Annotated in this window: 10 protein-coding genes; 2 read left to right on the forward strand and 8 right to left on the reverse strand. The window is 72.4% G+C overall.

The genetic code is table 11. The features are described from left to right. Positions 1-203 precede the first annotated feature (203 nt). The 8 genes from ACFWEE_RS28470 to ACFWEE_RS28505 all read right to left on the reverse strand — a co-directional run bounded on the left by ACFWEE_RS28470 (position 204) and on the right by ACFWEE_RS28505 (position 9,870). Positions 204-1,589, reverse strand: a complete 1,386-nt coding sequence (locus tag ACFWEE_RS28470) for a phosphomannomutase/phosphoglucomutase (RefSeq protein WP_386893367.1) — start codon at positions 1,587-1,589, stop codon at positions 204-206. Then, the gene (locus ACFWEE_RS28475; RefSeq protein ID WP_386893368.1) at positions 1,573-3,228 is read right to left on the reverse strand and encodes an alpha-amylase family glycosyl hydrolase; all 1,656 of its coding nucleotides are present in this window, start codon (positions 3,226-3,228) and stop codon (positions 1,573-1,575) included. Before ACFWEE_RS28475 ends, ACFWEE_RS28470 begins: the two co-directional genes overlap by 17 nt. Further along, complete coding sequence (locus ACFWEE_RS28480; RefSeq protein WP_386893370.1) at positions 3,225-4,469, reverse strand: Gfo/Idh/MocA family protein; 1,245 nt, start codon at positions 4,467-4,469, stop codon at positions 3,225-3,227. Before ACFWEE_RS28480 ends, ACFWEE_RS28475 begins: the two co-directional genes overlap by 4 nt. Next, on the reverse strand, positions 4,466-5,542 hold the full coding sequence (locus tag ACFWEE_RS28485; RefSeq protein ID WP_386893371.1) for a glycosidase: 1,077 nt from the start codon (positions 5,540-5,542) through the stop codon (positions 4,466-4,468). The genes ACFWEE_RS28480 and ACFWEE_RS28485 overlap by 4 nt, the downstream gene beginning before the upstream one ends. A 7-nt stretch (positions 5,543-5,549) precedes the next feature. Further along, positions 5,550-6,470, reverse strand: coding sequence for a carbohydrate ABC transporter permease (locus ACFWEE_RS28490; protein WP_386893373.1), 921 nt, complete (start codon positions 6,468-6,470; stop codon positions 5,550-5,552). Between the two features lies 1 nt (position 6,471). Next, entirely contained in the window at positions 6,472-7,470 is a 999-nt protein-coding gene (locus ACFWEE_RS28495) for a carbohydrate ABC transporter permease (protein WP_386893375.1), read from the reverse strand. Next, a complete protein-coding gene (locus ACFWEE_RS28500) occupies positions 7,467-8,765 on the reverse strand; it encodes an extracellular solute-binding protein (RefSeq protein WP_386893376.1) in 1,299 nt (432 codons plus the stop codon). Before ACFWEE_RS28500 ends, ACFWEE_RS28495 begins: the two co-directional genes overlap by 4 nt. A gap of 85 nt (positions 8,766-8,850) precedes the next feature. Further along, the gene (locus ACFWEE_RS28505) at positions 8,851-9,870 is read right to left on the reverse strand and encodes a LacI family DNA-binding transcriptional regulator (RefSeq protein ID WP_386893378.1); all 1,020 of its coding nucleotides are present in this window, start codon (positions 9,868-9,870) and stop codon (positions 8,851-8,853) included. A gap of 606 nt (positions 9,871-10,476) precedes the next feature. On the opposite strand from ACFWEE_RS28505, the gene ACFWEE_RS28510 reads away from it, so the two are divergent. Continuing rightward, the gene (locus ACFWEE_RS28510; RefSeq protein WP_386893379.1) at positions 10,477-11,502 is read left to right on the forward strand and encodes an acetylxylan esterase; all 1,026 of its coding nucleotides are present in this window, start codon (positions 10,477-10,479) and stop codon (positions 11,500-11,502) included. 186 nt (positions 11,503-11,688) lie between these two features. Further along, complete coding sequence (locus ACFWEE_RS28515) at positions 11,689-12,492, forward strand: IclR family transcriptional regulator (RefSeq protein ID WP_386893381.1); 804 nt, start codon at positions 11,689-11,691, stop codon at positions 12,490-12,492. Positions 12,493-12,530: the final 38 nt, after the last annotated feature.

Here is a 12,530-nt window from a genome sequence, read left to right on the forward strand (position 1 = left end):
ACCACGCCCGGTCGGGAGTTCGGGGAGCGTACCGCGCTGGCCCATGGCCGATCGCTGCCGCGAAGCACTACCCGCGCGGGAGCCTGCCGAGGAACGCAGCCGCCGACCCCCGTGGGAGCGCAGGGGGTCCCCATGACAGCGCGCGCCCCGGGGACTCGCTCCCTCATCAAACAGCGGGAGAAGGGCAGTCCGTCCCCGCCGTCTCAGCGGCGGACGAGGGCCAGCACCTCGTCGCGCAGGGTCCGCATGGTGTGCGGTTCGCGGGCTTCGGCGTTGAGGCGGAGGAGGGGTTCGGTGTTGGAGGGGCGGAGGTTGAACCACCAGTCGGGGCCGCTCACGGTGAGGCCGTCGAGTTCGTCGAGGGTGACCCCGTCGCGGTCGCGCCAGGCGGCGCGGACGGCGGCGAAGCGCTCGGACTGGTCGGTGACGGTGGAGTTGATCTCGCCGGAGGCGGCGTACCGGTCGAAGCGGCGGGTGAGGGCGGACAGGGGGCCGTCCTGTCCGCCGAGGGCGGCGAGGACGTGGAGGGCGGCGAGCATGCCCGTGTCGGCGTTCCAGAAGTCGGCGAAGTAGTAGTGCGCGGAGTGTTCGCCGCCGAAGACGGCGCCGGTGCGGGCCATTTCTGCCTTGATGAACGAGTGGCCGACGCGGGTGCGGACGGGGGTGCCGCCGTTCTCGCGGATGACCTCGGGGACGGACCACGAGGTGATCAGGTTGTGCAGGACGGTCGCGCCGGGCCTGCGGGCGAGTTCGCGGGAGGCGACGAGCGCGGTGATGGCGGACGGTGAGACCGGCTCGCCGCGTTCGTCCACGACGAAGCAGCGGTCGGCGTCCCCGTCGAAGGCGAGCCCGAGGTCGGCGCGCTCGGCGAGGACCCGGGCCCGGAGGTCGACGATGTTGGCCGGGTCGAGCGGGTTCGCCTCGTGGTGGGGGAAGGTGCCGTCGAGCTCGAAGTACATCGGTACGACGTCGAGCGGCAGCCCCGCGAGGACGGTCGGCACGGTGTGGCCGCCCATGCCGTTGCCCGCGTCCACCACGACCTTGAGCGGCCGGATCGCCGTGAGGTCGACGAGACCGAGCAGGTGGGCGGCGTAGTCGGTGAGGGTGTCGCGCTCGGTGAGCGTGCCCCCGACGGCGGCCGGCGCGGGCGCCCCGTGCTCGGACCACCGCTCCACCAGGGCACGGATCTCGGCGAGACCGGTGTCCTGGCCGACCGGCGCGGCTCCCGCCCGGCACATCTTGATGCCGTTGTACCGGGCCGGATTGTGCGAGGCGGTGAACATCGCACCGGGCAGATGGAACGCGCCCGAGGCGTAGTACAGCTGGTCGGTCGAGCAGAGGCCGGTCTCGGTGACGTCGGCGCCCTGGGCCGTGGCTCCGCGTGCGAAGGCGCGGGCGAGGCCCGGTGAGGTGGCGCGCATGTCATGGCCGGTGACGAGGGCACGCGCCCCGGTGACCTGGACGAACGCGGCGCCGAAGAGCTCGGCGGTGGTCTCGTCCCACTGGTCGGGTACGACGCCGCGTACGTCGTACGCCTTCACGAGCCCGGACAGGTCGGTGCGGGGGGCGGGTTCAGTGGGCGCGGCCATGGCCGTCTCCTTCGGGGGACTGCACTTCGAGGGACTGCACTTCGAGGGACTGCGGTTCGGGGGTGGTGTCGAGGAGCCACACGGCGGTGTCGGGCGGGATCGCGTCGCCGTCGAGCGGTCCGCTGGCCAGGACCGGGCGGCCGGTCACGCCGAGGGTGGTCCAGGACAGCGGCCGGTCCGCGAGGTTGACGACGCAGGTCAGGCCGGAGCGGCGGAAGGCGAGGTACGGGTCGCCGGGCGCGGAGTGCCAGTGGGGCGGGGCCGTCGGGTCGGACGCGGGATGGTCGCGGCGCAGGCGCAGGGCCTCGCGGTACAGGGTGAGGGTGGAGTGGGGGTCGTGTTCCTGGGCGGCGACGGTGTGGGGCGCCCAGTCGTCCGGCTGCGGCAGCCAGGTGCGGTCGGGGTCCGCGGTGGTGAAGCCGTACGGGGCGCGGTCGCCGGACCACGGCAGCGGGACGCGGGAGCCGTCGCGGCCCCGCTCGGTGTGGCCGGAGCGCTCCCAGAGCGGATCGAGGATGCGGTCGTCGGGGATGCGGGCCTGCGGCAGGCCGAGTTCTTCGCCCTGGTAGAGGTAGGCGGAGCCGGGCAGGGCGAGCATGAGCAGGGCGGCGGCCCTCGCACGTGCGGCGGAGCCGAGGCGGGTGACCGGGCGGACCGCGTCGTGGCTGGAGAGCAGCCAGGTGACGGCCCCGCCGCCGGGTGCGCAGAGCGAGGCGTCGATGACGCGGCGCAGCTCGCCCGGTTCCCAGGCGGCTTCGAGGAACGCGAAGTTGAAGGCCTGGTGCATCTCGTCGGGCCGGGTGTAGCGGGCGAGCCGGGTCGGGTCGAAGACGGCGGACTCGGCGACCATGACCCGCTCGTGCGGGGCTACCGCGCCGGGCGGTGCCGGGTGGGTGTCGAGGAGGGTGCGCCACTCGCGGTAGAGCGGGTGCAGTTCCTCCTGGTCGTAGTAGGGCATGAGGTGGTTGCGCAGCGGGTCCCGGTGCTGTCCGGGGCCGGCGTCGGGAAGGCCCTCGGCTTTGAACAGGGCGTGGGCGACGTCGACGCGGAAGCCGTCCACGCCCCGGTCCAGCCAGTGCGTCAGGATGCCGGTGAAGGCCTGACGCACTTCGGGGGAACGCCAGTTGAGGTCGGGCTGCTCGGCCGCGTGGAGGTGGCAGTACCACTGGCCGTCCGGTACGCGGGTCCACGCGGGGCCGCCGAAGGCCGACTGCCAGTCGTTGGGCGGGAGTTCGCCGGCCGGTCCGCGGCCCGGGCGGAAGAGGTAGCGGTCGCGCGCCGCGGAGCCGGGTCCTGCCGCCAGCGCCTCCTGGAACCAGGGGTGCTGGTCGGAGGTGTGGTTGGGCACGAGGTCGACGATGAGCTTCAGGCCCAGGCGGTGGGCGCGGGCGGTGAGTTCGTCGAAGTCCTGGGGGCTGCCGAGGTCGGCGGCGACGCCGGTGTGGTCGGCGATGTCGTATCCGCCGTCGGCGAGCGGCGAGGGGTAGAACGGCGTGATCCAGACGGCGTCGGCGCCGAGCCCGGCGATGTGGTCGAGCCGGGCGGTGGCTCCGGCGAGGTCGCCGGTGCCGTCGCCGTCGGAGTCGGCGAAGGCGCGCGGGTACAACTCGTAGCAGACGGCGTCCTGCCACCAGCTCATGAGGACTCCTGGAGGTGCGGTGGTGCGATGGGGCGTGGGGCGATGCCGGGGGCGGGTACGGGCTGTTCGGTGCCGGTGTCGGCGGCGAGGGTGGCGGCCTCGGCGACGGCGACGGCGGTGAGCCCGGCGAGCGCGTCGGCGACCGGGGTGCCTCCGTCGCGTGCGACGCGGACCAGGTCGGCGACGGCGGCGCGGACGCTCTCGCGGTAGGCGTGCGGTTTACGGGCTTCGCCGCCGAGGTCGAGGACGGCCCGGACGTGGTGGGGCACGGTGCGTACCTCTCCGCGTCCGCTCGCGGTGGCGGAGTTCCCGGCGTCGCGCTCGACGGTGACGGTGACGCGTTCTCCGCCGTGCGGGCGGAAGCCGTCCACGTGCAGCAGGTCGGCGGCCCGCTCCGGCAGTTCTTCCCAGGCTCGGGCGCCCGCCTCGTCGGTCCAGGCCGAGATCTCGGCGCGGACCGGGATCCAGCCTTCGATCCTGGTCTCGGCGAAACCGTGGTCCAGGCGCATCGACTGGCGTTCGCAGCGGTGCGCGTGGGTGAAGGAGTGGAAGTGGGAGGCGAGGACGCCGCCGGGGTGGAGGACATCGGCGCTGACCATGTCGACCGGTCCGCCGGGCCGCCGTACGGCGGTCGCGCGCACGCTGACCGGGTCGGTGCCCAGCAGGGCGCGCGCCGCGTCGAAGAAGTGGACGCCGTGCTCGACGAAGATCCCGCCGCTGTGCTCGCGGTCCCAGAACCAGTGGCCGGGGCCGAGGTCCTGGTCGGAGGCGTCGTTCTCGAACATGAACCGGTGCGGGGCGGCGAGCAGTTCCTCGGCCGTGAGCCGTTCCAGGGCGCGCAGCAGCGGGTTGTAGCGCAGGACGTGGTCGACGACCAGGGCCCGCCCGGCGCGTTCGGCCTCGCGGGCCACGGCGCGGGCGTCCCGCGCCGTGGTGGCGAGCGGCTTCTCGCAGAACACGTGCCGGCCGGCGCGCAGCGCGGCGGTGGCCATCGCGGCGTGCGCGGCCGGCGGGGTGGCGATGGCGACGGCCGCCACGTCCGCGCGTTCCAGCAGCTCCTCCAGGGAGCCGAACGCGGGGACGCCGTGCCGTTCGCCGAGCGCCCTCGCCCGTGCGGGGTCGGGGTCGGCGACGGCGGCCGGGCGCAGCCCGGGCAGGCCGGCCACGGCGTCCAGGACGTACGTCCCGAAGCCGCCGCAGCCGACCAGTCCGAGGCCGAGGGGGGCCGGCGCCGAGGTCATGCCGCGCGTTCCAGGAGGGCGACGCCGATGTGGGCGTCGGCCATGCCGTAGAAGACGTACAACTCGCCGTCGATCTCCTCGATCGCGGTCGGGAAGACGACGTTCGGGACGGTGCCGGAGCGCTCTTCCTCGGTCTCGGGCGCCATCAGCGGCTCGTCGGAGCGGGCGAGGACCTTCGCGGGGTCGGCGGGGTCGAGGATCATCGCGCCCGCCGCGTAGGAAACCTTCTGGTTCTGGGCGAAGGGGTCCTCGATGTGACCGGAGACGCCGTGGTGGATGAGGAGCCAGCCCTCGGGGACACGGATCGGGGCGGGGCCGCCGCCGATCTTCAGGTCCTCCCACGGGTACGCGGACAGGGCGACGAGCCGGTGGTCGCGCGGGCGGGTCAGGGCGCGGATGTCGGCCTCGACCTCGGCGACGGGCACGTACGAGATCCAGATGCCGGGCCGTTCGTCGGTGATCCCGGCGGGCAGGTGGACGCCCTCGCCGGGGCGGAACCAGCCGAGGTCCCACATCGGGCGGTGCAGCATCGCGTAGGCGGGCTCGCCGTCGGGGCCGGGTACGGGCTCCGGGAAGTGGACGACGTCCTTGTTCGGGAAGAGGTTGAGGTCGGTGTCGAGGTCAGGCTGGTAGGCGAACTGGATCGGGCCGAGGCGGGTCCAGGTCGTCAGGTCCTCGGACACGGCGAGGGCCGGCTTGGGGCCGAGGGGGCCATAGGCGACGTACGACATGACGTGCTTGCCGAGCGAGGGGACCCAGGTGACGCGGGGGTCCTCGACCCCGGCGTTGTTGGTGCCGCGCTCCCAGCCCTCGTCGGGCGCGAGGACGACGCCGCGCCGCTCGACGCCGCTGGGGACGCCGTCGGTGAAGGTGACCTCGGCGAGGCCGACGCGGGAGACGTTGCCCTCGGCGACCAGGCGCGGAAGCAGGTGCAGACGGCCGTCGGGGGTGCGTCCCGACGCGGGGTTGAGGACTCCCTCCGCTTCGTCGGCCTCGCCGGGCAGCGGGGACATGACCAGGCCCTTGCGGACGAGGCGGTAGGGGATGGCCGAGGTGGTGCTGGTGGTGCTCATGCGGGGATCAGCCCTTTACTCCGGAGTCGATGTCGGTCGAGGTGAAGTGGCGCTGGAACAGGACGAACAGGGCCACTGCGGGGGCGGCCAGCACACAGGCGCCGGCCAGCAGGGCGCCGGTCGGGTTGGCGACCGTGCCCTGGAGGTTGGACAGGAAGCTGGCGAGGGAGACCGCCAGGGGCTGCATGTCGGCGTTCTTGGTGACCAGGAACGGCCAGAGGAACTCGTTCCACGGCCCGATGAAGGTCAGCAGCATCGCCGTCAGCACGGCGGGCCGTGCCATCGGCAGTGCGATCTTCCACAGGATGCGCAGTTCGCCCGCGCCGTCGAGGCGGGCGGCCTCGAAGAGGGACTGCGGCAGCTGGAGGAAGAACTGGCGGAAGAGGAAGACGGCCGTCGAGTTGATCGCGAACGGGAGGATCATCCCGAGGTAGTTGTCGCCCAGTCCGTAGTCGCGGACCACGAGGACGTAGAGCGGCAGCGTCAGGAGCTGGAAGGGCACCATCTGCACGAGCAGCAGCGAGGCGAAGACCGTGCCCCGGCCGCGGAAGTGCAGCTGGGCCAGTGCGTAGCCGGCGAGCACCCCGAGGACGAGGGTGCACAGCAGGACGCCGATCGTCATGATCCCGGAGTTGAGCAGCGAACGGCCCAGCGAGATCGCTCCGTCGACGGCCGTGTAGCTGCTGCCGGTGAGCCCGCTCGGCACGGCGGAGGACAGGTCGCCGGTGGTCGTCTTCCGCAGCGAGCCGACGACCATGTAGTAGAAGGGGAAGAGGAAGGCGACCGCACCGAGCGAGAGAACGGTGTACTTGGCGGCCGTTCCCCAGGGGCGGCGCCTGCCGGTCCGCCCGGTGGGGTCCGGCAGGTCCGAGGAGGGCCGGTCCGTCACCGGGGTGACCGGGGCGGTGGCGGGGTGGGAGGCGCTCATGTCAGTTGCCCCTCTCGGAGAGTTTGCGCGCGGCCAGCGAAATGACGAGGACGAAGGCGACGAGGACCACGCCCAGCGCGGCGGCGAAGTCGGGGTGCCCCTGTTCGATGCCCTTCTGGTACATGAGGAGGACGGGCGAAGTGGAGGCGTGGTCGGGGCCGCCGCCGCCGGTCAGCAGGTAGGGCTCGCTGAAGAGGTTGGCGCCGGTGATGATCGCGTAGATCAGCACGAGGGTCGTGGCGGGCCGTACTCCGGGCACGGTCACCGCGAAGAACTGCCGTACCCGGCCCGCCCCGTCGACGGAGGCCGCCTCGTACAGCTCCTTGCCGACGTTCTGGAGGGCGGCGAGGTAGAGCATCACGAAGAAGCCGAGCTGCTTCCAGGTGACGAAGAAGGCGATCATCGGCATCGCGAGGTGCGAGTTGACCAGCCACGAGGGGTCCGGCGCGTGCGAGCCGAGGAGGTTGTTGACGAAGCCGTCCGAGCCGAACAGGAACTGCCACACGGCGACCAGCGCGACGCTCGCCGTGATGTACGGCAGGTAGTAGGCGGCGCGGAAGAAGGCGCGGAAGCGGATCTTGGAGTTGAGCGCGGAGGCCAGCACGAGCGCCAGGATCACCGTGAGCGGCACGTTGATCACGAGGAAGACGGCGATGTTGAGGAAGGCGCGGCCCACGACCGGGTCGGTGAAGACGTCCCGGTAGTTGGAGAGTCCGACCCACGGCGAGTCGACGTGGGTTCCGGGGGCGGTGAAGTAGAAGCGGTGGACGGAGATCCACAGGGTGTAGACCATCGGGACCGCGAAGACGAACACCAGGAAGAGGACGTACGGCGTCACGAAGAGCGCGCCGGTCCTGGAGCGCACCCGCCGGTGGCGGATTCCGGCCGCTTGGCCGGAGGCGCCCGCGCCGATGGGGACGGTCGTGGTCGCGCCAGGGCCGACGGTCGCGGTGGCGGTCGCGGTCGCGGTCGCGGTCGCGGTGGGACGGAGCTTCGTCATGACGGGTCTCCGTACTCGTCGAGCAGCTTGGATATCTTGTCCGAGGCCTTGCGCAGTCCGGTTCCGGTGGGTTCCTCGCCGAAGACGACGGACTTCGTCCACTCGTCGCGGAACGCCTGCCAGATGTCGACGGAGCCCGGCACGTTGGGGACCTCGACGACGTGCTGGGCCTGCCGTGCGAACGCCGTGTACACGGGCTTCTCCGCGAAGAAGTCCGGATAGCGGGAGGCCAGGTCCTCGCGCATCGGCATCTGCCCGGTCGCGTCGAGGAACTTCCCGTCCTGCTGGGCGGAGGTGGCGAACTTCAGCACGTCCCAGGCGGTGGCCCGGTTGCGCCAGGCGCTGAACATGGCGGCGGACTTCTCGTCGCTGAAGGAGTACGTGTCGTCCGGCGACGTGCCCGCCGCGGTCGGTACGGGTACGACGCCGATGTCGACGCTGTCCTTGTACGCGGCCACCGCCCACGGCCCGACGGTGGCCATGGCGGCCTTCCCGTCGTTCACGGCGTCACCGGGATACGCCTCCTGGGGCGCCAGCTTCTCGGCGTACATCGTGCGCCAGAAGGCCGCGGCCTGGCGGCCGGCCGGTGAGTCGAACTGCGGCTTGCCGTCCTCGATCAGCTGCTTGCCGCCGCTCTGCGCGGCGAAGGCGGGGTAGAAGTCGTTCCAGGACTGGAAGAACTCGCTGCTGGGCGCGGGCCAGATCGCTGCCTTGGCGGCGCCGCTGTGCACGAGGGTGCGGGAGGTCTTCAGGAACTGGCCGTAGGTGGCCAGCTGCGGGTGTTCCGGGTCGAGACCGGCCTTCGCGAAGATCTTCTTGTTGTAGAGGATCATGATCGGGTTGCTCTTCCACGGCAGCTGGTAGAACTTGCCGTCCTGCGACGTGTACTGGTCGGTGAGTGCGCCGCCGCGCTGCCGGATGTAGGCGTCGCCGTCCGGGAAGTCGCTGAGCGGTACGAGGCCGTTCTGCTTCTCGAAGGTCGGCACCGAGGCCGGCGCGGTGTTGAAGACCAGGCAGGCGCTGGTGCCCGCGATGATCGAGGCGCTGATCGCCTCTTCGGACGTCTTGCCCGCCGGGATCTGCTGGGCGGTGACGTGCTGGTCCGGGTGGCTCTTGTTCCAGGCGGCGACCATGCTCTCACCCCAGGCCACCTCCTGGGCGTTGTTGGACAGCCAGACCGTGATGGGGCCGCGCGCGTTCGCCGCGGTCACCCCGTCCGGCGCCGACCGGCCGCAGGCTGTCGCGGCACTCGCGAGGGCGAGTACGAGCAGCGAGTACGCCGTTCTCCTCAGCATGCAAACTCTCCGAACTGTTCACGCCCGGCCTCGTCGCCGGACGGACATTCCTTGCCGCACCCCCACCGGGCCGCCGGCCCGGCCGTCAGGCACGGGGCGCCGGGCCCATCGAGGCGCGGGGGACGAACTCGGCGGGCGGCAGCACGACGTGCGCCACCTCCCCGCCGGCCAGCACCCGGTCCAGGGCGCGGGCCGCCGCCTCGCCCCAGCCGCGCGCGTCGGCGCGGGCCGAGGAGAGCGGCGGGTGGGTGTAGCGGGTGAGGCTGGTGTCGTCGTAGCCGACGACCGAGAGGCGGTCCGGTACCGGAACGCCCAGTTCCTGGGCCACGGAGAGCCCGGCCGTGGCGGCCAGGTCGTTCCCGTAGACGATCGCGGTGGGCGGTTCGGCGAGCGCCAGCAGCTCGCGGGTGGCCCGCGCACCGCCTTCCGCCGTGAAACCGCCGGACCGCACGGGCCCTTCGGGCAGGCCGAGCGAGTGCAGCGTCTCCTGCCAGGCCTCCCGGCGCCGGTGCGCGTGGCGGAACTCCTGGGGTCCTTCGACGTGGGCGATGCGCCGGTGTCCCAGCTCCGCCAGGCGCCGTACGGCCTCCACGTAGGCGGGCCGGTCGTCGAGGCTCACCGAGCTGAGGCCGTCGCTCCACTCGCTCTGCCCGACCACCACGGCCGGCAGTCCGAGCCGGTGGACAAGGGCGGGGCGGGGGTCGTCGTGGCGCAGGTCGGTGAGGAGCACCCCGTCCACCCGGCGGTCGGCGGCCAGCCGTTCGTACACGGACCGCTCCCGCTCGGGGGTGGTGAGGTGCACCATGAGCCCGTCGCCGCGCTCCCCGAGGACCACCTCGACACCCGCTATGAACGCGGGGAAGAACAGGTCGGCGCCGATGAGGTCGGGTTCCCGGGCGAGGACGAGCCCGAAGGCACCCGCCTTGCCGAGCGAGAGGGCCCGCGCCGGGCGGCTCGGCGTCCAGCCGAGTTCGGCCGCGGCGGCGAGGATGCGCGCCTTGGTCTCCTCGGCGATCCCGGGCCGGTCGTTCAGGGCGAACGAGACGGAACTGCGCGAGACACCCGCACGCCGTGCGACGTCGTCGATGGTGGGCCTGCGGGCCATGGCGCGCCTTCCGCTCTCCGCCTTCCCGGCAAGCGGGCAAAGCGGGTTGAAGTGTTTTTGATCGGATCATCCGGCCTCTAAACCGGTTTAAGTGATCAACTGGCCCTCACTAAACCGGTTTGAGTCAGGGGCGTCAATGGCCCTGCGAGGGTGATCTACGCCCTACCGCAGCGACGCGTCTTTCGGGTATGCGCGCGAGGCGGCGGCGAAGGAAGCGCGCACCGGTGCGCGAACGGCGGGCAGGTGCGGGACGTCGCGTCGCACCACGTCGAGCCGCGCCGATGAGCACACAGGGAGAAGTCCGCCCGGAAAACCGGGCCACGACCTGTTGCGGGGTACTGGTGGGCCGCCGTATGGTCGCGCGGGCGATGATCATCGCAACGGGGATCGCGCCGGCGGGCATCGCGAGGTCCTCCCCCGCTCCGCCACCCCGAAGGGCCGCCCCGGGGCCGACTCGCCGCCGTCCTCGCCGGAACGAACGCCGTGACCACCCGGCCGGCAGGCGCGGCCCGTACCGGGGACCAGGGTCCGCCGACCACGGCACGTCGTGCCGGGAACCGTTCCAGAACGGCGTGCCGGCCACCGCACACCGAACGAGGAGAGATCGTGCCCACCCATCCGCTCAATTCGCACGACGGTGAACTCAGCCCGCTCCAGCATGATTTCCCCTTCGACCCCACCCACGGACACGACCTGCCGCGCCTCCTCGCGGTGGAGGCTCCCGAAGGGCCGGACGATTTCGCCGGCTTCTGGCGGGAGCGCCACGCGCGTGCGCTGGGCGTCGACCCGGATCCCCGGATCGAGGGGCCCTGGACCACGGTGGACGGTGTGCGGATCGCCGACGTCTCGTACCTGTCGACCGACGGCATCCGGATCGGGGGCTGGCTGACCGTCCCGGCCGACGGAGGCGTCACGCAGGGCTGTGTGTCGACGCACGGTTACGGAGGCCGCGAGGCGCCGGACCCCTGGCAGGCCCCGGCAAGGACCGCGACCATCTGGCCCTGTCTGCGCGGGCTCGGAACGCGGAGCCTGCTGCCGGGCGTGCCCCCCAACTCGGCCGGGCACGTGCTGCAGGGCATCGGCTCCCGGGAGTCGTATCTCATCGGCGGGTGCGTGGCGGACGTCTGGTGCGCTGCCACCGCGCTGCAGCGGCTGGTGCCCGAGGCCGCCGCGCGGCTGACCTACCTGGGCACGAGTTTCGGCGGCGGCATCGGGGCGCTGGCGCTTCCCTGGGACGACCGTTTCCATGCGGCGGGCCTCACGGTGCCGACCTTCGGGAACCATCCGCTACGGGTGACGCTGCCGTGCACGGGCAGCGGAGAGTCGGTGCGTACGCGACTCGCCGAGGACCCCGCGGTGCTGGACGTCCTGGCGTACTTCGACGCCGCGACCGCCGCCCGTCACCTTCGCATCCCGGTCCATGTGGCCGCCGCCCTCTTCGATCCGTCGGTACCCCCGCCGGGGCAGTTCGCGATCCACAACGCACTGGCAGGACCGCGCGAGCTCCTCGTCCTGCGGGCGGGCCACTTCGACCACCCGGGCGAGCGGGCCGAGACAGCGGCCCTGGAAGAGGCGCAGCGGCACTTCCTGTCGACGGCGGGCCGGACGGAGGCACCGCACCCCGCCGCCTGACCGCGCTCACCGGGTCCGGCCGACCGGACATCTTCGCCCGGCGACCTGGCAGTTCCGCGACGCCGCCGGCGTGGGCTCCGCCCGGCGCGGCGGAACTGACGCGGTCGCCGTTTCCACGTACGGGCTTCGATCATGCGCGATATGCTGATGCAGATAGTGCAAGCCGTTTGCAAAACGAGGAGGGTCATGGCCACGCGGGGGACTGACGCCGGGACGAACCAGAGTGTCGAACGAGCGGTCTCGGTGCTGCGCGCACTCGACTCCGGACGGCCCGAACTCCGTGTCTCCGACGTCGCCGAGCTGACCGGGCTGGGCTCGTCGACCACCTCTCGACTGCTGTCCACCCTGGAGCGCCTCGACATGGTCGAACGCGATCCGGTCAGCAACCTCTACCGGCTCAGCCTCGGCCTGCTCCCCCTCGCCGCCACCGCCACCAACCGGCACCCCGTGCACCGGGCGGCCCGCATGGTGCTCCAAGCCCTCGCCACCAGCACCGGGCTCGGAGCCAACGTGGCCGTACGCCGCGGGGGCGAGCTGATGTTCCTGGGCAATTTCGAGGGCCCCCGCGCCCCGAAGTCGTACACGCAGGCGGGACACACCGCCCCGCTGCACGCCACGAGCATCGGCAAGTGCCTGCTCACCGGTCTCTCCCCCAAGGAGCGCCGCAGGCTGCTGGGCGATCCTCTCGACGCGCACACGGAGTACACGACCACCAGTCACGACCTCCTCGACACCGAGATCGAGACCGTCCGGCGGACCGGGTACGCCGTCGAGGCCGAGGAGCGCGCCCTGGGCCGCGCGTCGCTGGCCGCGCCCGTCCGTGACGCTTCGGGTGACGTGGTCGCCGCCATCTCCCTGTGGGGTCCGGCCTCGCTGCTCGGGGAGCGTTCCGAGGCCGCGGGGCAGCGGACCGAGGGGCAGCGTCTCGCCCTCGTCCGCGAGGTCATCGAGGCCGCCGACGCCATCAGTCAGGCGCTCGGCGCGCTCTGACGGGCACGGCGAAGGGGGCGGTGCGGCCGGGCGGGGGC

Source organism: Streptomyces sp. NPDC060184, assembly GCF_042728795.1.
In the GTDB taxonomy this organism is placed as follows: Bacteria; Actinomycetota; Actinomycetes; order Streptomycetales; family Streptomycetaceae; genus Streptomyces.

Bases quoted from the DNA above. Each gene is read 5' to 3' on its own strand.
- ACFWEE_RS28470 (WP_386893367.1), bottom strand. From the start codon at position 1,589: ATGGCCGCGCCCACTGAACCCGCCCCCCGCACCGACCTGTCCGGGCTC.
- ACFWEE_RS28475 (WP_386893368.1), bottom strand. From the start codon at position 3,228: ATGAGCTGGTGGCAGGACGCCGTCTGCTACGAGTTGTACCCGCGCGCC.
- ACFWEE_RS28480 (WP_386893370.1), bottom strand. From the start codon at position 4,469: ATGACCTCGGCGCCGGCCCCCCTCGGCCTCGGACTGGTCGGCTGCGGC.
- ACFWEE_RS28485 (WP_386893371.1), bottom strand. From the start codon at position 5,542: ATGAGCACCACCAGCACCACCTCGGCCATCCCCTACCGCCTCGTCCGC.
- ACFWEE_RS28490 (WP_386893373.1), bottom strand. From the start codon at position 6,470: ATGAGCGCCTCCCACCCCGCCACCGCCCCGGTCACCCCGGTGACGGAC.
- ACFWEE_RS28495 (WP_386893375.1), bottom strand. From the start codon at position 7,470: ATGACGAAGCTCCGTCCCACCGCGACCGCGACCGCGACCGCGACCGCC.
- ACFWEE_RS28500 (WP_386893376.1), bottom strand. From the start codon at position 8,765: ATGCTGAGGAGAACGGCGTACTCGCTGCTCGTACTCGCCCTCGCGAGT.
- ACFWEE_RS28505 (WP_386893378.1), bottom strand. From the start codon at position 9,870: ATGGCCCGCAGGCCCACCATCGACGACGTCGCACGGCGTGCGGGTGTC.
- ACFWEE_RS28515 (WP_386893381.1), top strand. From the start codon at position 11,689: ATGGCCACGCGGGGGACTGACGCCGGGACGAACCAGAGTGTCGAACGA.